This window comes from Enterobacter sp. CPE_E890 (genome assembly GCF_046521475.1).
Classification (GTDB): Bacteria; Pseudomonadota; Gammaproteobacteria; order Enterobacterales; family Enterobacteriaceae; genus Enterobacter; species Enterobacter adelaidei.
The window spans coordinates 58,324-79,860 of sequence record NZ_JBKFZW010000001.1 but is presented as its reverse complement, the minus strand read 5'-3'; the positions used below and the strand labels follow the sequence as shown (position 1 = coordinate 79,860).

General features: G+C 57.0%; 13 protein-coding genes. 7 read left to right on the top strand and 6 right to left on the bottom strand.

What is annotated here, in order from left to right; genetic code table 11:
- Positions 1 to 47: 47 nt before the first annotated feature.
- The gene (locus ACLHV9_RS00340) at positions 48 to 1,076 is read left to right on the top strand and encodes a virulence RhuM family protein (protein ID WP_139156808.1); all 1,029 of its coding nucleotides are present in this window, start codon (positions 48 to 50) and stop codon (positions 1,074 to 1,076) included.
- 444 nt (positions 1,077 to 1,520) lie between these two features.
- The gene (locus ACLHV9_RS00335; protein ID WP_256124987.1) at positions 1,521 to 2,108 is read left to right on the top strand and encodes a hypothetical protein; all 588 of its coding nucleotides are present in this window, start codon (positions 1,521 to 1,523) and stop codon (positions 2,106 to 2,108) included.
- Positions 2,109 to 2,141: 33 nt separating this feature from the next.
- On the opposite strand, the gene ACLHV9_RS00330 is transcribed toward ACLHV9_RS00335, so the two are convergent.
- The 3 genes from ACLHV9_RS00330 to ACLHV9_RS00320 all read right to left on the bottom strand — a co-directional run bounded on the left by ACLHV9_RS00330 (position 2,142) and on the right by ACLHV9_RS00320 (position 4,286).
- Entirely contained in the window at positions 2,142 to 2,585 is a 444-nt protein-coding gene (locus ACLHV9_RS00330; RefSeq protein WP_028017829.1) for an acetyltransferase, read from the bottom strand.
- Between the two features lie 100 nt (positions 2,586 to 2,685).
- Positions 2,686 to 3,684, bottom strand: a complete 999-nt coding sequence (locus ACLHV9_RS00325) for a class I SAM-dependent methyltransferase (protein ID WP_108089310.1) — start codon at positions 3,682 to 3,684, stop codon at positions 2,686 to 2,688.
- A 77-nt stretch (positions 3,685 to 3,761) separates the two neighbouring features.
- A complete protein-coding gene (locus ACLHV9_RS00320) occupies positions 3,762 to 4,286 on the bottom strand; it encodes a lipocalin family protein (RefSeq protein ID WP_028017827.1) in 525 nt (174 codons plus the stop codon).
- Positions 4,287 to 4,403: 117 nt separating this feature from the next.
- Here ACLHV9_RS00320 and ACLHV9_RS00315 point away from each other — a divergent pair, with 117 nt between their 5' ends.
- From ACLHV9_RS00315 to ACLHV9_RS00300, 4 genes are all read left to right on the top strand, one after another.
- Positions 4,404 to 5,129 (top strand): MerR family transcriptional regulator, encoded by a 726-nt coding sequence (locus ACLHV9_RS00315; protein ID WP_028017826.1) that lies wholly within the window; start codon positions 4,404 to 4,406, stop codon positions 5,127 to 5,129.
- 99 nt (positions 5,130 to 5,228) lie between these two features.
- Entirely contained in the window at positions 5,229 to 5,639 is a 411-nt protein-coding gene (uraH, locus tag ACLHV9_RS00310) for a hydroxyisourate hydrolase (RefSeq protein ID WP_028017825.1), read from the top strand.
- 101 nt (positions 5,640 to 5,740) lie between these two features.
- Positions 5,741 to 6,700 (top strand): YbgA family protein, encoded by a 960-nt coding sequence (locus tag ACLHV9_RS00305; RefSeq protein ID WP_108089309.1) that lies wholly within the window; start codon positions 5,741 to 5,743, stop codon positions 6,698 to 6,700.
- Between the two features lie 145 nt (positions 6,701 to 6,845).
- Positions 6,846 to 7,934 (top strand): AAA family ATPase, encoded by a 1,089-nt coding sequence (locus ACLHV9_RS00300; protein WP_108089308.1) that lies wholly within the window; start codon positions 6,846 to 6,848, stop codon positions 7,932 to 7,934.
- A 40-nt stretch (positions 7,935 to 7,974) separates the two neighbouring features.
- On the opposite strand, the gene ACLHV9_RS00295 is transcribed toward ACLHV9_RS00300, so the two are convergent.
- Positions 7,975 to 8,253 carry a hypothetical protein gene (locus tag ACLHV9_RS00295; RefSeq protein WP_154231559.1) on the bottom strand — a complete coding sequence of 93 codons (279 nt, stop codon included), beginning with the start codon at positions 8,251 to 8,253 and terminating at the stop codon, positions 7,975 to 7,977.
- A gap of 45 nt (positions 8,254 to 8,298) precedes the next feature.
- Between ACLHV9_RS00295 and ACLHV9_RS00290 the strand changes: the two genes are divergently transcribed.
- Positions 8,299 to 8,436 carry a hypothetical protein gene (locus ACLHV9_RS00290; RefSeq protein WP_407220033.1) on the top strand — a complete coding sequence of 46 codons (138 nt, stop codon included), beginning with the start codon at positions 8,299 to 8,301 and terminating at the stop codon, positions 8,434 to 8,436.
- A 322-nt stretch (positions 8,437 to 8,758) separates the two neighbouring features.
- Here the strand turns inward: ACLHV9_RS00290 and ACLHV9_RS00285 are convergent, their stop codons facing one another.
- Positions 8,759 to 9,385 carry an SMI1/KNR4 family protein gene (locus tag ACLHV9_RS00285; RefSeq protein ID WP_200871038.1) on the bottom strand — a complete coding sequence of 209 codons (627 nt, stop codon included), beginning with the start codon at positions 9,383 to 9,385 and terminating at the stop codon, positions 8,759 to 8,761.
- A gap of 8 nt (positions 9,386 to 9,393) precedes the next feature.
- On the bottom strand, positions 9,394 to 21,528 hold the full coding sequence (cdiA, locus tag ACLHV9_RS00280) for a contact-dependent inhibition toxin CdiA (RefSeq protein WP_407220032.1): 12,135 nt from the start codon (positions 21,526 to 21,528) through the stop codon (positions 9,394 to 9,396).
- Positions 21,529 to 21,537: the final 9 nt, after the last annotated feature.

The window sequence follows — 21,537 nt, the reverse complement described above, 5'->3', positions numbered from 1 at the left end:
GGCATACTACGAGCTTACGGGCATCAACCTTATGACGCGGAGGCAGCATGACATATGAAGAATTAATAAATTCACCAGCCGGTGAGTTCGTCATGTTTGCCAGCAAGGATGGAAAAGTTCGCATTGAATGCCGCTTCGAAAGCGATACGTTGTGGCTCTCACAGGCCACGATCTGTGAGTTATACGGCAAAGCCAAAGCAACGATCAGTGGGCATATCAAGAACATTTTTGATGAGGGTGAGCTGGTCGAAAATTCAGTTGTTCGGTTTTACCGAACAACTGCCAGCGATGGTAAAGTATATAACGTTCAATATTTTAGCCTGCCCGTCATTCTCGCTATCGGCTATCGCGTCCGCTCCACACGAGGTACACAGTTCCGCCAGTGGGCCACCCAAACGCTACAGGAATACTTGGTTAAAGGCTTCGTTATGGACGACGAGCGTCTGAAAAATCCGCCTGTGGGATCTTCTCCCGTACCTGACTATTTCGATGAAATGCTGGAACGCATTCGCGATATACGGGCCAGCGAACGCCGGGTCTATCTTCGCGTGAGGGAGATATTTGCATTAGCCGCTGACTATCAGCCATCGCTCAAAGAAACCACGCAATTCTTCCAGACTATCCAGAATAAACTGCATTTTGCCTGCACTGGGCACACCGCTGCTGAGTTGATTCACCAACGTGCGGACGCCACTCAACCACATATGGGACTGACCAGCTATAAAGGCGAAGAAGTCCGTAAAAGCGATGTCACTACTGCAAAAAATTATCTGTCTCAGGATGAGGTGAGCGGGCTTAATCGCGTCGTTAATATGTGGCTCGATTTTGCTGAAGATCAGGCCAAACGCCGCAAGCAAGTATTTTTACGAGACTGGCAAACCAAGCTCGATCAGTTCCTGCAATTTAACGACCGGGACGTTTTAGAAGGAGCAGGCAAAATCAGCAAGAAAGTGGCTGATGAAAAGGCGTGCTCAGAATTCATAGAGTTTGAAAAAAAGCAGCGCCTGCTGAAAGAAGCCGAAGGTGAGAAAGATATCGTCGGCTTATTAAAATGGGATAAGCAGGCTAAACGATAACCCCGATACAAATGCATTATTGAGTGATATTCAGCATTTCAATACTTGATGCTGTTTTTTTATCATTATTTTTGCAATGGAAGAATAATGATAAATCAAACTTATAATTTTTTAACATCAATTGGCACCCCCCATATCTCTCAACGATAACTTTCTATTTGACCAGATAACGTTTTTTAGAATTCCTGTTTTGAAATGTAAGTCACAATTTAAACGACTAATGAAGGGTAGTTTCCCTCAGTCTATAAAAGATCGTGAGGATTCAATAGAAGTGATTGAATTTATGCACTCGTTCGAACAACCTGGAGAAAAAATCTACGGGAAAATCACAGCAAGTGGTAAAAGCAGTCTGCACTCTGATGACACTTCAGCGAGCTGCATCGTTGCTCCTCTGAGTGCCAGAAGGAGTATCTGGAAAAGCAACGATACGGTATTGATTGTCAAATGAAGCGTTTATTTTGTTTATTGCCATTACTCGTTGCAGTCAGTTCGCACGTCTCAGCAACGGGAATGACCGGCTTTGCGGCCCAGTATTACGATGAAGACGGCTCGCTGACGGAAATTTCTACAACAGCGCCCCTTTCCCCAACCATCACCATAGGCAAGAAAACCGTGCAAATGGAGGTTACTCACCTGTCAGATATCTCCAGCACACCAGTTAATAAAGACAGTTCCTCACGCTGGGTCTGCCTTCATGACGACGATGGCACGAATTACTGGTTCATCTCGGATAACGAAATGGGTGCAGGATTGTTAACTGCGCTAGTCATATCCAGGGATGGCATCCATGAAGAGTGTGCTAAAACAACTGAACCTGTCAGCGTCTCAGTCGCTAATGTTCCATTATTAAATACGACGCATGGGAATTTAGTCGCATTGTTCGGCAAGAAAGAGATCGCAAAAAAGAAAGCGATGCTTTTTTATCATGAGACGCCAGTACAGAATGGATTCATCCAGAGCAATACGGTCTCTTATTACTTCGATGGCGACAAAGTGCGTGGCGTAATCATCGGGCAAATTACCAGTAACTAGCTTGCAGACGCCCTCTTCCACAGGGAGAGGGCGTTAAGCCTGCCCACCCAACCGCAAATGCAACAACGGAAACGGATTCCCCTGCCCGTCCAGCTCTGAGCGGCCAACCTGCTCAAACCCCATATGGCGATAAAATTCCACCCCCTGCGGGTTTTGCTCGTTCACATCCACTTCATTCACGCCAAACTCTGCGATGGCGTATTGCAGAAGCAATTTCCCGACGCCCTTCCCCCGGCTCTCATCATCAACAAACAACATTTCAATGCGATTTTCATCAACGCCTAAAAAGCCGTGAATAGCGCCTGCGTTATCTTCAGCAATCACGACCTTGAGGTTAGGTAAATAAGCGTTGAGCAATAGCGGGCGCAGCGCCGCAATATCGCTTTCCTGTAAAAAGTGGTGGGTGGCGCGAACGGAGGATTCCCAGATCGCGACCAGACGTTCGAAGTGTGAGGGGTGTGCGGTTTCTATTTTCATCGTGGGATCATGTGCGGATAAGTAAGTTAATTCAAGTCACTCCGTACATTCCTTTCCCCCTCACCCTGGCCTCTCCCACAGGGAGAGGGAACCGACCGTGCTAAACCTTAATTTCCATCACCGCATACACCCCGTCCTTCGGCACAACCACGGTGACGTTTTCCACCGGCACGCCCGCCGCGAGGTGGATATCCTGCAGCTGCTGTAACGACCTCGGGTGAATATCCTCCCAGCCGATACCCCGCAGCACAAAGTCAATTTGCGGGCTGCTGGTCAACATGTTCGAGACAATCACCGCGCCGCCGGGCTTGACCATCCGCAGCGCGCGTTGGAGGAAAATCACCGCATCGGTATCGTTGAAGTATTCGAAAATCCCCAGTGCATCGACAAGCTCGGCCTGCTGCTCGCCCAGCTCCAGCAGTAAGTCCTCGTTACGCACCAGCGTGTGCAACAAGTTGCGTCTGAGCAGGGTCAGCTGTTCGCCCACCACAATGCCTTCCTGCGCCGCCATGGTTTCGGCCCAGCTGAGCGCCACGGGGTCTTTGTCCACCAGCGTGAGAAAAACCTGCTGACCGTCGAGCTTTGCCTCGCGCAGCGCCTCAAGCACCGGAATAGCGGCCCCACTCGCCAGGCTGACCCAGTTGTTCTCACTTTCGTTATGAATGTACTTTTCCACCAGCGCGGCCAGTACTTTGGCACGGGAGCGCACGCCAACCGCATCGTTAGCGTGGATAAACCACTGGCGGCTGTCGCTGTCCATTTTTGTACCGTCAGGCAGACGGTCTTCCAGCGGGTTTTGCACCACAAACAACGCCAGCGCGGAGGGCACCAGTCGCGTTCGCCACGCGGTAAGCGCCGGCCGGTTACGAAAAGCCTGTTCGGAATAACGGTTCTGAGGGACAAGCACGGCCTGCCCGCCTTCTTCGTATTCAATCAGCGGGGGCCGGAGCGCTGGCTCGGCTTTCAGCGCCCGGTCAAGCGCAGCGATCTCACGGGCAGCATCGTCTTTCATCGGCCACTGGTCGCTGACATCGGGAAATGACGCACTGAAAATCGTCATATTTTCCGGCGCGTCGCCGCGAAAAGGCTGCCAGTTCATCTCGTTGTCTCCCGTTACGCTAATAACGAAAGTCTATCCAGGCAGACCAGTAATACCCTACGAAGAAAGCACGATCTTCACTGCTTCACCCACACCAGTTGATCAACACGAAAACCCAAACCGCGCGCGGTATTCAGGTAATCCTGTTTCACGGCATCCGGGATTGTCGGGGTACGCGACAAAATCCACAGGTAATCGCGGTTCGGGCCGCTCACCAGCGCGTACTGGTACTTATCGTCCAGCTTGATCACGTTATAGCCGCCGTAGAACGGGCCGAAGAACGACACCTTCAGCGCCGCCGTGGTCGGTTCACCGGTAAAATACGCTTTGCCTTCGCTCTCATTCCACGTCTTCTTCACCGGGTCATAACCCCGGTTTAGCACGCTAATGCCGTCGTCACTGCGTTTGCCGTAGGTGGCAGTCACCTGCTCCAGCCCGCGTTCAAAGCGGTTTTCCAGGCGAGCGATTTCGTACCATTTGCCGAGATAGCGGCTGGCATCAAAGCCTGAAATGGGCTGTACGCCTTTCGGCGGCGTAGGAGATTTACAGGCGACCAGTGTCAGAGCGATGGCGACACCGGTCACAACAGGCCATACCTTCATGAGAACTCCTTTCATTTGCATGATTGGACGTTAATTGTAGTGCACCGTTTCGACGCTTCATCCCGTCCGGGAAAATTCGTAGTATATTGAGAATATTCCTCCACTCTGGACACGGGCATGGCTTACTCCATCGGCGAATTCGCCAGACTCAGCGGCATCACCGCCACCACGCTGCGGGCGTGGCAGCGTCGCTATGGTTTACTCAAGCCGCAGCGCACGGATGGCGGTCACCGCCAGTACAGCGATGAAGACGTCCAGCAGGCGCTAAAAATCCTCGACTGGGTAAAAAAAGGGGTCCCGATTGGCCAGGTCAAACCCCTGCTGGAACGCCCGACACCGGGTCGGACCAATAACTGGCAAACCCTGCAACAGAACATGCTGCAACGCCTGCAGGACGGTAAAGTCGAGTCCCTGCGCCAGATGATTTACGATGCCGGACGCGAATACCCTCGGCCAGAGCTGGTCGCGAACGTACTGCGCCCCTTGCGTAGTCAGGTCTCCGCTAACGTCGCTGCTGCCATGACCCTGCGTGAAATCCTCGATGGCATCATCATCGCCTACACCTCGTTTTGTCTCGAGGGAGATAAAAAAGCGCCTGGCGATAATATTCTGCTCAGTGGCTGGCATCTGAATGACCCGTGCGAGATCTGGCTCGAAGCCTTAACGCGCACCGGGCAAGGTCACCGGATCGACATTCTGCCCTCGCCTCCTGCCGCGCTGGCACCGGAAATATTCCCGGATCGTAAATGGCTTCTGGTCACCAGCGGTAAACTCACCGCTGCACGGAAAAAGCAGGTGGAGCAGTGGCAGCAGCAGGTATCGCTTGAAGTGATTATCCTCTGACGATTTTCTCCTGTGGGAATCTTCACGAAAAGTTGAATATTTTTTCGCACCGCAGATGCTAACGTTTTCCTGTGACGAATAACCCAACAGGAAAACACCATGAAAAAAACCGCCCCTTTGCTGATGCTGACCACCCTGGCCTTTGCTCCGGCTGTATTTAGTGCCCCTGTCGGCACGCTGAGTGTACACGTTCTTGACCAGCAAACCGGGATGCCGCCATCCGACGTTACCGTCACGCTGGAAAAACAGCAGCAGGACAAATGGACGCAGGTTGCCAGCGGTAAAACCGACCACGACGGACGTATCAAATCGCTTTATCCGCAGGATCAGGATATGCAGCCTGGCGTGTATAAAGTGACCTTCAAAACCGCAGATTACTTCCACGGCAAAAAGCTGGACTCCTTCTTCCCGGAGATCCCGGTGCTGTTTACCGTGACCCGCACCAACGAAAAACTGCACATCCCACTCCTGCTGAGCCAGTACGGTTACTCGACCTACAAGGGAAGTTAATATTCATTGATTTTAAAGGAATATAAAAAATACTTACGCTAATACTTGGACAAATTACGCATGTTGTGTAAGTTTTAAAGGGAGAATGGGAGGACCACACCATGACAAAAAAACCTGTGCTGGGTATTAGCGGATGTTTGACCGGTTCCGCCGTTCGCTTTGACGGCGGGCATAAACGTATGGGTTTTGTCATGGACGAACTGGCCCAGTGGGTAAGCTTCAAGCCGGTCTGCCCTGAAATGGCGATTGGGCTGCCTACGCCACGCCCTGCCATTCGTTTAACGCTGACAGAAAGCTGTGAAACGCAGCTGCGCTTCAGCAAGCCACCTCATGACAATCTCACGCAGAAAATGGCTGACTTTACGACAGATTATCTGTCGAAAATCGGCGATCTGGCGGGGTTCATTGTCTGTGCAAAATCCCCAAGCTGCGGCATGGAACGCGTGCGGCTGTATGACGAAAACGGCAACCGGGGCCGCAAGGAGGGTGTCGGGCTGTTCACCGCCGCGCTCCTTGAAACCTGGCCGTGGCTGCCCGTGGAAGAGGATGGACGGCTGCACGACCCGGTTCTGCGGGAAAACTTTGTCGAACGTGTTTTTGCCCTGCACGAACTGAACACGCTGCGTAGAAATGGCCTCACGCGCCGCGCGCTGCTGGACTTCCACAGCCGTTACAAACTCCAGCTGCTGGCGCACCATCAGGCGGGTTACCGTGAAATCGGCCCGTTCGTTGCCTCGCTGCACGAGTGGGAAGACCTGGACGCCTTCTTCGTGGCGTACCGGGAAAAGCTGATGACCATCCTGAAAAAACCCGCTTCGCGTAAGAATCACACCAACGTGCTGATGCATATTCAGGGGTATTTTCGTAACCAGCTGAACACCCGCCAGCGCGGCGAGCTGCGCGACGTAATCCTGCACTATCGCAACGGACAGTTGCCTATTCTCGCCCCGATAACGCTGCTGAAGCATTACCTGGCCGAATACCCCGACCGGTATCTGATGACGCAAAACTACTTTGATCCCTATCCTGATGATTTGGGTCTGCGTCTGGCAGTCAAGTGATCATAAAAATGCGAAGGCCCCATTGACCCTTAGAGGCCCAAAGCAGTACCCCGTTTAGACGACATCCTCACTGTCGTCTCTTTTTTGCATTTCATCTCAAAGGCTGTGATTATATACAGGCTTATTCTGCGAAAGGGGCCTGCCTGTGATCAACACCCTGCACATTCAAAACTACCGATCCATCCGCGACATGTCGCTGGAGCTGGAGCAGCTCAACATCGTCTTCGGGCCGAACGGCACCGGTAAATCCAATATTTACAAGGCGATACACCTGATGCACAGCGCCGCGCAGGGGCAGTTTTCCCAGGCGCTGGCGCACGAGGGCGGCATTCTGAAGGTGTTCTGGGCAGGGAAAACCCGCAGCGACCAGTTGCGGCGCATGAACCTGGCGGTAGAAACCGAAACCTACGAATACGAATTGCAGGTGGGCTTTGTCGAAAAGCTGCCGTATCCGTCGCAGTTTCAGCTCGACCCGGTGATCAAAGAAGAGTCCATCTGGCTGAGCGGCCAGCACCGTCGTCCTTCGTCACAGCTGATGAAGCGTAAGAACCAGGCAGTGTTTCTGAACAACGTGCATCACGAGAAAGTGACCCACAGCGGCACGCTGTACGAGAACGAATCGGTATTCGGACAGCTCGGCGAACCACACCTTTACCCGGAAGTGTCGCAGATGCGCGAGTCCCTGCGTAACTGGCGCTTTTATCATGAGTTTTCTGTATCAATCGGCTCGGCGATGCGCGCCCCGCAGGTCGGTTTTCGCTCCCCGGTGCTGGCCAGCGACGGCGCTAACCTGGCGGCAGCGTTTCAGACCATTGTCGAGATTGGCGACGAGCTGCTGCTGATGCGCATCCTTGACCAGGCCTTCCCCGGCTGCGTGTTTTACAGCGACAACACCGGCGGACGTTTTCGCATGATGATGCAGCGCGAGGGGCTGAGCAGACCACTGGAACCGGCGGAGTTCTCCGACGGCACCCTGCGTTTCCTGTGCCTGGCGGTAGCGCTGTTAAGCCCGCGCCCACCGGCGTTTATCGCGTTGAACGAACCGGAAAACAGCCTGCACCCGCAGATGCTGCCAGCCCTGGCGAGCTTAATCGCCGAAGCCAGCCGCTACTCGCAGATCTGGCTCACCAGCCACTCGCCGGAGCTGGCAAAGTTGATTGAGAAGCAGCGATCGTTTTCGCTGTATCAGCTGTCGATGGTGGAGGGGGAGACGAGGGTGGAGAGGCTGGGGTAAGCCGCATTCTCTTCCTTTGAAGTCCAGTAAAATGAAATTTTCATTTTTTCTCTTTCACCTGCAGGGACTGCCCCCCTCCAATGATGAACCCTGCGCCTACAGAGATTTTGAGCGCAGTAATCAAGTCGCTCCACTTGAAATCAAAATCATTTATGAAGAGATACGAGGCCGCTGCAATCAGCAGACGGCCACCAGCCATAGTGATAAAGAGGCCAGACATCCAGAGTAAGACCAGTAACAAGAAAAGTTTTAATCGCGGATTAATCATCATTTTGAATAATCGTCCATCATTCCTTTCGTAATATTTAGTACTCATCATTGGCCGTACGTCGAGATACGTATAGACCTCTTCTCAGCGCTTACATTGAAGATTGTCTATCTCGACTACCTGACGATTGCCACGATTGCCACGATTGCCACGATTGCCACGATTGCCACGATTGCCACGATTGCCACGATTGCCACGATTGATGCAATAACATTTGTACTGGCATCCGTTTAATCTCCAACCATAAAAACCACATGACTGATAATTAATTTAATTACAATCAAAATTCGAGAGGAAAAATCAAACATCAATAAAATAAGTAGACCACACTTTACAACAACCTAACGGTTTTTGCAAAAGCATCTTTTATATTAATATTATTAATTATAGCTCATTAAAAATTGCACTTAGCAAATAATTTCGTACAGTTGGACTTGATATCCATCTAACAAGCTTAGCGAAATTTCCGGAAAAATTTGATTGAGTGGCTTCTGCTGCCTACACAACTTTATCTTTTCACTCACTGGGTTACAAAATTCCTTTGCATAACAGATATTTATTCATCGCTAATAATTATCTGGATATTGCTACCATCAGGAATATCTCGAACCTGCAATGCAATATTTGCTCTTATTTTCAATGATTCATGTGAGGTACACATGTATAGATTGCTAAGTTCATATAATCCGCCTGCTATAAATGGGATTTTTGGTACTAAACGACATCCTGGAGGAATGGGACCATTAATCAATTGCCATGAATGTGCCAAAGGATAACCAGTTATAACCCTATAATCTGATAGAATTAACTTACTCCACTCATTTATGGTATTAGCTAATTTATCTACATTTGCCGTTTCTGGATCGAAATAATAAACACCATCATCTTTTAAACAAAATTGTCCACCAAAGATATCCTCTGCAAAATACAATGCATCTAAAGCCATATCTTCATAAGCGGAAATCCATAACTCCTTTTCATTCCAGTCCAGCAACCCTATCTCTTTATCTGTCGTTTCATAAGGGAAAACGTGTAATGCTGACTCAAAACCATAAAACCCATTTTTTTCCCTCAACAACTCATCTAATTGAGCTGCGATTGGCGAGTTGAACAATACAGAGCAATCCTTAACCGATTGATTTGATGATAATTCATCACCACTAATAGATAGTAATTTTTTCATAAAAGTACTCATTTCTTAATATCCCCATCTGTCTTTATAGTTACAGATGTACCATCTGGTAAATTTCGGCATTGTGCACCAATACAAGCACCAGCACCACGATTATCAGAAGATGTGATGGGCCTAACCGAAGCGCCGGTGCCACCTTCTTTAAACATTGCCGGCGGATATTCATCTCTATCCATACCTTTCACTGGGGGTGTATCCTTTAATGACTCCCGCCGTCTCTGAGCTGCACCGCCACGATCAATAGTTAAAACAGCTGGCTGCCCTGCAGCCTGAGCATCTTCAATATGCTTAGCAGATTCGGGGTACTTCGATTTATTAATAATTATTACCTTACCTCCGGCCCCCTGGACAATACCATCATCATCTACCACCCCCATTTTCAGAGGATTAATTGGATAAACTTTTAATGGGAAATTGCCGTGTTCTTTCTCAATTTTCTCTTCATCATGGCCAGGACTCAGCGTGTTATTCTCAACCGTCGTCTTGCCCGCCTGAGCCGCCGTTAACGCATTCGCGCTGCTGTCTCCCACCAGCCCGCCAGCCAGGCCAGAAGCCAGTGTCGCCAGCGCAGATACCGTCTGTTTATCTTCCTCGCTCAGTTCGCTGACCGGTTTGCCAAAGCCGTCAACCGCAATCTTACCGGCCAGCTTGTCTACCGCAATTTTACCGACAAGCTCACCCACCGCCGCACCCGCTGCAGCGGACGCCGCATCTCTGCCGGAAGCCGCTGCAAGCGCGGCGTTGACAACCGCATGGGCCAGCACACGTCCCTTAAGATCCGTATCCGGAATGGCATTTGCGATGGCATTGGCGATATACGGCGCGGAAGCGCCCGCAATCGCAGCTTTAATGTCTCCGCCTGCCAGCGCCTGAACCGCTGCCGTTGCTGCTGTGATGGCCCGCTGGGTGCTCTGCCCCGTCCCCATACCAGACTGGTTAAACGCTTCGTTATAGAAGGTCTGGTACATCTGGTCATGAACCGCCTGATCGGTAATCTCTTTACCGTCTTTTTTCAGCTGGCTGATGGCGGCGTTACGCGCATCGCCGCCAGCGGTTTTCATCTTCTCGTTGGCCGCTTCCGTGGCCGCAATTTTGCCGTTGGTGCGCGCAATATCCGCAACCTGATTGCCGATATCGCCAATCATCTGCGCGGTTTGCAGGCGTTTCTGCTCTTTCTCTTTGTTAAAGATCGGGCCGATGCTGCCGTTGGCATGGTCAGTGTCACGGCTGAGCGTGCTGACGTCCTGCTTCTGGTTAGCCTGGTCGCGAACAATGATAGCACCATCGGCTACCGCTGACTGCGTCGTCCCTTCAGCATGGCCGCTGCCGCCCATTCCTGCCAGCATTGTGCTGGCCATGTTGCTAACCAGATTACCCGCAACCCCGCCGCCAGTACTGAAGCCCACACCCTGATGCTCAACCTTATACTCCGCCTTATTGTTGATGTCCGTAAAGCCCAGCGTGCCGGTCTCAAGGCGGTTTTTGTCTGCATCAGCACGGCTGGCAATCACCGCACCGTCCAGCTGCGTATGGTTGCCAACGTTAATATCAAAGCCGCCTTTGCCTGCGAAGATCCCGGTCTGCTCCTGCACCGAGTCGTAGTTGCTCTTCATCTTATCGCGGCTGATGCTAAAGCTGCCGCTACCGCCGCCCGCTCCCCAGGTGTAGCTTGCACCCGCATTCATGCTCTGCTGTTTGCTGTTGTATTTGTCGCTATCCTGCAGGCTGCTGAGGGTCAGGTCGCGCCCGACATCCGCCGTGACCTTATCGCCGTTGACCTGCGCGCCTTTAAGCACCGTATCGCGGCCGCTGGTCAGGCTGACGTTCTGTCCGGCATCCAGCGTCGTTTCGTTCCAGGAGGTTCCATTGCCTTTTTCGCTGCCTCTGGCGGCGTTTACGCTGGCAGAGACGGTGATACCCGCGCCATTCGGACCGGCGGTAATACCGATCCCGATTGAGCCACCCTTGCTGGAGTTACTGCCCGTCAGTTTATTGGTGTCGGCTGCACTCGTCAGGTTGATATCCTGAGCCGCATTGAGCGTCAGATCCTTGCCAGCCTTCAGCTGACTGCCCGCCACGGTAATATCACCGCTGTTGGCCGTTTTTCCCTGACCTGTCGCCGTGATGGCGAGGTTACCCCCGGCATTCAGCGTGCTGCCTGTCGTTTTATCCTGCTCCGAGTGCGAGGTGGATTTAGAGGACTGTCCGCCAATGGAGGCCATCACGCCAAACGCACCATTGCTAGTGGGGTCGCTGCCGTTAGTCGCTTCAGCGAGACGGTTGGCCTGCACGGCCTGAACACCCGACAGCGCCGCTTTGGTCGCCTGCAGTGCGGCGAGACGGCCATCACTCTGGTCTTTCACCGCCATTGCCGTACTGGCCGCAGTGTTCACCGCGTCACCCACCGCGCCGGAGAGGGCAATCGTCAGGCCACTGCTTTTCTGCCTGAAGGTTTGATCGCTGGTGAGCCTGTCATGACCCGGCTCGATCGTCACGCTGTCGCCGCTGAGCGCCATATTTTTGCCAGCCACCAGGTCCGCGCCGCCGACATGCAGCTGATTACCGGCGGCAATATCAACGCTCCCCCCCGTCGAACCCACCGTACTGAAGCTCTGACTCTGAGTGGTGCCCTTCTCACGAAGATCCTGGGTGCTTTTACTGCTGCCGATGGTGAAACCAATCCCGCCCGAGCCCATCAGGCCGGATTTTTTCTCTTCCTTAAAGCGCCAGGAGGTGTCGCTGTTCGTGGCTGCCACGATATCGACGTTGTTGCCCGCCTTAAGCTTCACGTCGCCATCGCCCGCCACGGCGGAACCGAACACCTGCAGGTTATTGCCCGCCACCACCTGCACGTTGTCGCCGCTCAGCAATGAGCCGGATTCACGCGTCGCGCTGTTCTCCTCGATAGTGTGGGTGGTTTTCTTGCTCAGGAACCCTTTTTTGGTTTTGGTCTGCTCTTTGTAGTGATAATCGCTTTCGGTTGCGGTATTGAGACTGACGTCGCGGCCCGCCGCCACGCCGATATCGCCCTTCGCCGTCACCTGCGCGGCTTCGGTGGTGACATCTCGTCCGGCAAGGATTTGGGTATTCGCCCCGCTGGCGATCTCGGTTCCCTGCTGGCGTACCGATTCGTTGATGACGGTTTTCTTGCCTGACTTATAGCTATCGCCCTGCGTGGTCTCTTCCGCCGCCAGATTCACGTCGCGGCCCGCCTGCAGCCCGACGCTTTTCTCCGCCGCCAGCGCGGCGGCCTGGGCGTTGATATCCTGCCCGGCCTTCAGCACCAGGTTATCACCTGCGGAAATCGTGGTGCGGTCTAGCCCGGTGCTGTGGGACTCGCTTTTCCCTTTACGGCTGCTTTCGCTGGTCTGTGCCGCGTTCAGATTGAGATCGTTGCCCGCGCTCAGCCCCGCGCTGCCGCCCGCCTTCAGGTCGCTGGCGGTCACGTCAAGATTATGTCCAGCGTTCACCAGTAGGTTGCCGCCCGCGGTGACGTTACTGCCCTGATACGTGACAGACGAACGGCTGGTTTTCTCCCGGCTGGAGCTGAATGCGTCGTTGATCTGATTCGCGTTGACGGCAATATCGCCCCACGCGTTCAGCAGCATATCACCGCCGGAGGCCAGGTTCGCCCCGGTGACGGTGATATTTTTCCCCGCCTCAAGCGACAGGCCGTCCTGCGCGGAAATGGACGCCGTGTTGCCCAGCAGGGTGTCTTTCAGGCCGATCTTGCCGTACTTCCCTCCGGCGTTGATATCAATCTGCTCAACCTGGGTCAGGTTGTTGATGCTGCCGTCCAGGCTCTCCAGCGCGACCGTTTTGCCGCTGATGGTGGAGCTGATGTTATTGATATCGCCGATGGCGCTCAGGTTCAGGTCGCCGCCCGCTTTCATCAGGCCATTGTTGAGGTTGCTGATGCTGTTCTGGCTGTCGAGCGTCAGGCTGTTTTTCGCCAGCAGCGAGCTGCCGCTGTTGGTGATGTCGCCGCCCTTCAGGGTAACGTTGTTACCCGCGATCACGCTGCCGTTATTGACGGTGACGTCCTTCGGCGACAGGTAGAGTTTCGGCACCATCACGGTTTCGCCGTTGACGGTGGCTTTCTCCCACCACAGCAGGCTGTGATCGAGTGCGGCAATCTGATCGGCGGTCAGCGAGACGCCAAACTGCAGGCCCAGCGACTGCTGCGCCGCCGCGGCGTTGTCCATCAGATAGCGCATCTGATCCAGATCGGAGCCGATGCCGTTCAGGTAGCGGTTACCGGTCTGGTTGAGCACCACGTTGGAGACATAGCGGGTATCGAACGCCGCATCACCGAGGAAACGGTAGTCGTAATCCGGGTTCAGGTTGAGGCGGCCGAGCATGTAGGACGAGCCGAGGAACTGCTTCTCGTCGGTAAACGCCAGCCGCGTCTCCTGCGGCGCCGTGGACGACGGTTTGACCCCGAGCATCGCGTTCAGGTCGGCAAACAGGGCGGGATCAAGCTGTCCGAGACCGTTCAGTTTCGGGTTGATGCCGATCAGGTACGGACTTTTCGGGTTATCGGAGAAGACGAAATAGCCGTTGTTGCCCGACGGCAGCGGGTAAGCGCTGGTATCGACGCGCTGGCCCTGATAATACCCGACGGCTCCGCCCTGAGCGGTTCGGAGATCGGCGGTGGTGACCCCGGCGTTCGCCAGCGCGCCCAACTGGCCGAGGTTCGCGTTGCCTTTCTGCGTGGTAGCAATGTTGCTAAGAGGCGTGCCGGACGCGCCGCCGTTTTCCAGCGCACCGCCGCCGTTAAGCTGCTGCAGCGCCCCCTGAAGCTGATCGTTCCACTGCGGCGAGTTCACCGCCACGGTGCCGGTAGCGTTCAGCCCCTGCTTTTGAACGCCGCTGCCGATGGTCTGGTTGCTGAGGGTGTTCAGCGACGGCGTGGAGATGACGTTGCTAACGCCGCCCGCGTTCGCAGTGGTATTGGTGTTGCTGATGTTACTGGTGAAGTTTGCTGTGACGTTACCGCCTGCCTGGATGACGGCGCGGTATGCAGCTCCATCAGTAGTAAATTCCGTCTTATGTTCACCTAACCGATAAGGAACATAACTGCGGTATTTTAATTCATCTTCATCCCACCAATACCATTTATTATTACTAAGCTTCTCCAATGGTTGCCAATAATCACTACCACAATCCTGGTAGAACCATTCACAACGATAATTTGCCTCAACATATTCAACTTTACGCCCACCTTCTGCGGAAAGGTTATTTAAAGTTGAACCGGAGAGTGCTATATCCCGTCCTGCAAGGATATTGCTAGCTTTGTTTTCCATTGAGCCAGCATTAATATTAATATCGCGCCCAGCGGCAATGCGAGCCGCACCCCCGTTAGCTGAAACCTGAACGACGGACTCACTAAGAATGAACTGCCGGGTATCTTCGCCAGACAGACGATATTGGATTACATTGCGACAGTGTTCATTCATTGCTCCCGTACAATTTTGCCATGAATAATAAACAACCTTTTCCCCGTTATTTTTCCATTCTTCCAGGCTAATTTCAAAATCCGGCTTATCTTTCACATAATAAACACGACTCAGAGGCTTAGACGTGTCGGGTAAAGCATTCGAGTATTTATTTTCATAGCTACTGATATTCAGTCCATCACGTTCATTCAGCAAATGCCCCGTTCTGATCCCAATATCGCCATTCTGCGTCTCAATATTCCCCGACGTATTCACCACCTGGCTGTTCGCATTCCCCGCCGCATCCCGCTGCATCCACAGGTTGTTCCCCGCCATGATGTCGCCGCGCTGGTTGGTGATGCTGTCGGCAAACAGCGCCAGGTTATTCGCCGCGTACAGCAGCGCGGTGTTGACGATGGAACCTGGCGCGCTCAGGGTCAGCGAGCCGCGCGTGCCGGTGAAGCCGTCCACGGTAATATTGCTCCGGCTGGCAACGGTGATGTCACCTCCGCCCTGCACCGAACCCGCGGCGTTCAGCGCCACGCTGCTGCCGGAGAGCGTACTCGTGCCGCCGCCGGTGGTGATTTGTCCGTTGTTGCTGAGCTGCCCGCCCGCGTTCAGGTTGACCGCCTGCCCCTGCAACACACTGCGGTTATCGATGTCGCCGCCGCTGTTGATGGTCAGGGTTCTGCCTGCCGCCACGGCGGTCCGGCTGGTAAACGCGTTCGTCAGCTGCAGCGTTAAGTCCCCCAGGGACACCAGCTGGCCGGTAAGGTCCAGCCCCCGGCTCTGCAGCCACAGGTTGCCGCCGCTCAGCAGCTTGCCGCCCGCGCTCTGGGTTACCTGGTCCGCGCCAATATTCAGCTGCGTGTTGCCGAGCAGCGTGCCGCTGTTGTTCAGCTGGCTGTAGTTAACCGTCAGCTGTCCCGCCTGGGTGGTGCCCTGGCTGGCGAAGTTGGTGCCGGTCAGGGTGGCGCGATCGGCCACCCACGTGCCGCCGTTGGTGGCGTTTGCCGCATTCAGGATCAGGTCGGTGGCCTGCAGCCAGCCGGTGCCGGTGAACTGCGGCGTGCCGAGCGTCAGGCGCGCACCGGAGAGGAGCCTGCCGTCGTTACGCGCCTGGGAGGAGGCGGTCACGCGCGTCTCGCCGCCGCCCTGGATCAGGCCGTAGTTAAACAGCGTGGGCGTGGTCAGCGTCAGCGCATCGCGGCTGACGATTTCGCCCCCGCTATTGTTGGTCAGCGTCCCGCTTAGGGCCAGCGTCGCGCCGTTATCGCCCTGCAGACGTCCGCTGTTGGTGAGCGCCCCGGTGGTGATGCCGAGCGTGCCCCCCTGCATTTTGCCGTCGCTGGTGACGGAGGCCGCCGTGACGTTCAGCGCCCCGCCGGACAGCAGGGTGCCGCCAGACTGCTGGCTGACTGCGCCGGTCTGGCTGAGGGTCAGGCCATTCACGCCGCTGATGGCGCCGCTGTTGCTGAGCGTGCCGCCTGTCAGCGTCAGGTTTTTCGCCGCCCACTGCCCCTGGTTCGCCAGCGTTGCGGCCTGCAGCGTTGCCGCACCCAGCGCGGTGATCCTGCTGCCTGCGGTCCCGGTGAGCGTGTCTGCCAGCGTCATCTGCAGCGCGTCGGCGCTCTGCACCGCGCCGCTGTTGGTGAGCGACCGGGCGTTAAGCAGGATGTTCTGTGCCTGCCAGCTGCCGGCGTTGGTCACTGCCCCGGACGCAATCGTCAGAGTACCCTGGGTGAGAAGCTTACCGCCTGCGTCGTTGATCAGCTCCTGCTGCGGCGCGGCCATCGCCATGCGCGCCATCAGCCGCTGCTGCCCCTGAACGGTCAGGCTCTGCAGACCGGTTAAGGTGCCCTGGTTGTTAATGCTGCTCTGACGCAGCGCGAGGGTGTTCCCCTGCACGGTGCCGCTGTTTTTAAGCGTGCTGCCGCCGAGCGTCACATCGCCCTCGCTGAGGAGCTGCCCGCGGTTATCCAGCGTCTGTGCGGTGATATCCGCCCTGCCCTGGCTCATCAGCGAGCCGGTTGAGGTCAGCGTGCCGCCGGTCGTGGCCGTCAGCGTTCCCTGGCTGAGCAGAGACCCGCCGTGCGTCCAGTCGCTGGCGCTGATGTCCGCGCCGTTCCCCTGCAGCGTGCCCTGCGTGGTCAGCTGGCCTGCATCCAGCGTCAGCATGCCGCCGGAGAGGGTGCGCGAGGTCGCGCCCGTGGTCAGCGTGGTGCCGGTGAGCGCCAGACCGTTCGTTCCCTGCATCAGCCCGCCGTTGTTCATATCGCGGGCAGTGAGGGACAGCGTACCGCCCGTGATGCGCCCCGGGTTCGCCAGGGTGTCCGCGGTGAAGGTGGTCGTGCCGCCGCTCTGCAGCAGCCCGGTATTGGTTAACGCCCCACTGAGCGTGCCGCTGAGTCCCGTCTGCCCGTTTACCGTGCCGCTGTTGGTGAGGGCGGTGCCGGTCATGCCCAACGTGGCGCCCTGCAGCGTACCGGCGTTCGTCAGCTGTCCGCCGGTCAGCGTGAAGCCGCCGCCGGAGAGCCATTTACCGTTCAGCTCGTTGATAAAGCGGTCGGCGGTGACGTTAACCGCGTTGCTGCCCTGCATCAGGCCGCTGTTGCGCAGCTCAGTACCGCCTGCTGTCAGCGTTTTGCCCGCCACCGTGCCGCTGCTGGTCAGCGTCGTTGCGTTAAGTGCAGCATCTTCGGTGGCAACGATGTTCCCCGTATTGGTCAGGGCCTTGCTCAGGCCCAAATCCAGGCTCTGCGCCTGAATATCGCCCCGGTTCGTCAGGTCGCTGCCCCGCAGGGTGAACCCGCCGTTCACCAGCAGCAGACCAGCGTTATCGAGCGTGTCGAGGGATAAATCCAGAGGGCTGCCGCTCACCAGTTGCCCGGTGGCGCCGTTGCTCAGCGCGCGGGTGGTCAGCGCCAGCGTGTCGTTGCCCTGAAGAATCCCGGTGTTGTTCAGCTGCGCAGCCTTCACCGTGAGGGCTTTCCCGGCCAGCTGGCCGTCGTTGAACAGCTGCGCCGCCGTCAGCGTAAACAGGTTCTGGCTGAGCAGTGCGCCTGTGTTATCCAGCCTGCCGGTCGTGGAAAGGGTCAGGCCGTCCAGCGTCTGAACGCTGCCCTGGTTATTCAGGCTCCCTGCCTCAAGCGTCGCGCTGCGCGCCTGAAGGCTGCCCGCGTTGCTGAGGGTTTGTCCGCTCAGGGTCAGGGTTTCGCCTCCCGTCACCTGCCCCTGAGCCTGGTTCGCGAAGGTGTTCCCGGACCAGGCCAGCGTGCTGCTGCCCTGAAGCAGGCCGCTGTTCTGCAGGTCACCCCGCAGGGTCAGCACTTTCGCCAGCAGCTGGCCACGGTTATCGGTCCTGTCGGCCTGGACGTTCAGCGCCTGCTGGCTGAGCACCTTACCGCTGTTGGTCAGCGTGCCGGTCACCGCCGCCGTCACGCCCGTTTCCCCCAGCGCGTTACCTGTATTAATCCACTCGCCGGTAGCGAGGTTCAGGGTGTTGCCCTGCAGCAGCCCGGCGTTGTTCAGGGTGGTGTGGTGCAGGTCGAGCGCGCCGCCGGAGAGTAGCATGCCCGCATGCTGGTTGCTGAGCTGTGCCCCGGTCGCCGTCAGGGAATGTGTCCCCTGCAGCGTGCCGCCGTTGGTCACCGACGCGCTGTTAAACTGCGCGTTGGTACCGGCCATCAGCCCGCTGTTCGTCAGGCTGGCGGCGGTCAGCGTCAGGCCGTCCCGGGCAATTGCCCGCCCGTCGGCATCGTTGCTGGCCTGGCGGGTCAGGTTCAGCAGCAGCACGGTGGCGCTGAGCTCGCCGCTGTTGGCAAGCGTTTCACCGCCGAGCGTCAGCGTTCCGCTGCTGCGCAGCGCGCCACGGTTAGTGAGGTCTGTCACGCCGAGCGTCAGCGCCGAGTCCCCCTCAACGGTGCCCTGGTTTTGCAGGCTGTCCGCCGTGATGTGCAGGTCGCTGGCCGCAATATTGCCCGCGTTAGCAAACGCAGTGCCGTTCAGGGTGAGTCGGTCGTCCGCCAGCAGGCGTCCGGTATCGGTGTTGGTCAGGCTGTGGTAGTCGCTGCTCAGGCTGATGCCGTTGATTTCCCCCTGGTTTGTCAGCGTGTCGCCTTTAATGCGCAGCGCGCCGTCGGTGGAGATAAGCCCGCTGTTAGCCAGCACCGGAACGTTCAGCGTTAAATCCTGCGTGCTGTAGACCGATCCGCCTGCGAGGTTTGTGAGTAACCCGGTCTTCAGGCCGAGCAGGGTGGTACCCTGCAGCAGTCCGCTGTTCTCCACCGAGGCAGCGTCCAGCGCCAGCGTGCCGGCAACCAGAGAGCCGCTGCTGGTGATGCGCCCGGGGGCCGTCAGGGTCATGCGGTCCGCTTTTGCGACACCGGACTGGAGGATGTTCTGTCCGCTGAGCGTGATGGCGCTGGCGGTAAGCTCTCCGCCGCTGGTCAGGTCGCCGGTCGCGTTAAAACTCAGCGTGTCACCGGTGGATTTACCGGTATGCGCAATCGCGCCCGCCGTCACCGACAGGGCGCCCTTCGCCGCCTGCGTGCCGTTCAGTGCGGCATTCTGCGCCTGCAGGGTGAGCGCCTGCCCGCTCTGCATATGCGCATCCTGGCCGGTAGTCAGATCGCCGGTGCTGACGGTTAAGGCCCCCGCCGCGTCCGTCTGCCCGTTCAGGCTGGCGCTGCGGGTCGCGGTAATCTGTACGTTACCCTGGCTGGTGGTATGGGACGCCTGACCGCTGGTCAGAGTACCGGCCTGCGCCGTCAGCGCCGTCGCGCCGGAAAGGGTGCCATTCTGTTCAAGCGCGTCTGCCGTCACGCTCATCGCGCCGTCAGCCAGCAGGCTGCCGCCGTTACGCAGGGTCTGCTGCACCGTGACGTTTGCATTGCCTTTCGCGCTCAGCGTGCCCCGCTGCTCCAGGGTTCCGGCGCTTAACGCCAGGTTGCCGACACTCTGCAAGGTGCCGCTATTGGTAACCGTCTGCCCCTTCAGGGTGACGTCATTACCCTGCACCGTGCCGCCGTTTGTCAGCTCTCCTGCGTTCACGTCAAGGTGGCCTTTCGCCGCCAGCTGGCCGCTGTTGGACACACTGTTGCCGGAGAGCGCAATGTCGCGCCCTGCATTCACCTGCCCCTGGCTACTGACGGTGCTGCCCGTCAGGCGGACATCGCCCGTGGCATCGGCCCGGCTCTGGCCGTCCATCACCAGCTGTCCGCCGCTCAGGGCCAGACTCTCCCCTGCCGAGACCGCACTGGCCGTGGATGTCAGCGTACCGCCGCTGCTGAGCGTCGCGCGGGTATCGCTACCGCTGCGGGTATTCGTCAGCGCGATATCCTTCCCGGCCGCCACGCTGAGCGCGCCTTTGCTGGTGACGCTGCCGCCGCGCTGCGTCAGGCTGCCGTCGGTGGACAGCGTAGTGTCGGCCTGACCCGTCAGCGTTGCATCCGCAAGCGCCATTCCCTGTTTGCTCGTGACGGTTAGCGCCCCACCCTGTGCCGACACGCCGCCGCCGTTTACGGTCAGGGTATCTTTACTGTCCAGCGTCGCCGCGCTGCGGGAGACCAGGGAGGTATTGCTGAGCGTCATCCCCTGCCCGCTGCTCACCGACAGCGCGCCCGCGCTGTTTGTCCCGCCGCCCGTCGTCTGCACTTTCCCCGCAGCGGAAAGGCGCATATCGCCCTGGCTGGCGAGCGTGCTGTTATTGAGTTCCACATCCTGCGAGCTGGTTACATTCAGCGCGCCCCCGGCCTGATGGCTGCCGTTGAGGGTCACCCCCGCACCATTTGCGGCGATAGAACCGCTGGCCAGACTGTTGGTGACCGTCAGTTTCCCGCCCGCGTCCAGCTGAATATCGCCCTGGCGCGCATTCAGGTTACCGAGGTTCACCCCCACGCCCGTCTCGCTGGAGACCAGGCGGATACGGTTGGCATACATCCCACCGAGCGCGCCGGTATCCACCGCCACCACGGGCGCGGCGCCCTCACCGGCAATCGGTTTGACGCTGCCGTCTGCGCCCACGCGGTTCGCCCCTGCCGTTACCGTCAGGTCGTTCGCATGTATCGCGGCGTTCACTTCCGTCGCGCGCGCAATCAGCGTCAGCGCGTCACTTTTACTGGCATCCAGCCCCTGGCCTTCAACCGTGATGGCGCCTTTCGTCACCTCCAGCGCCTGCAGGTTACCGCTGGCGTCGAACTGCGGTTTCCCCGTGGTCAGGGTGACGTTCGGGGTGTTGATAAATCCGCACCCGTTACAGGTGATGCCGTACGGGTTGGCCACCATGACGTTTGCCGCCTTGCCGGCAACTTCCGTATAGCCCTGCAGTTGGGAGCGGTTTGCCCCCGTAACTTCGTTGATGATGCCTTTCGCTTCCCGCCCGGCCTGCAGGTTGGGGTTGTTCTGGATAAGCCCGCCGAGTTGGGTCTGGGTTAAACGGTCCGTACCGTTGTTGAGGATAAGCCCCTCTTTGCCGACGTTATACTCACCGAACTGGTTATGCGAAATACCCGCCCCGTTCGGCGTGGAGATGTTGACGACCGGCACCCCGTTCCCCGCCCGATCGACCGTGGTCTGCCCGGTCGGCGTAAGCGCCGCCGCGACGGCAGGTGCCATCGGCTGCCAGACCATCAGGCCGCAGACAATCCAGCTGATCAGACGCTGCGAGAAACGAACGGGTGGGTGACTGGTATCCATAGTCGTAGA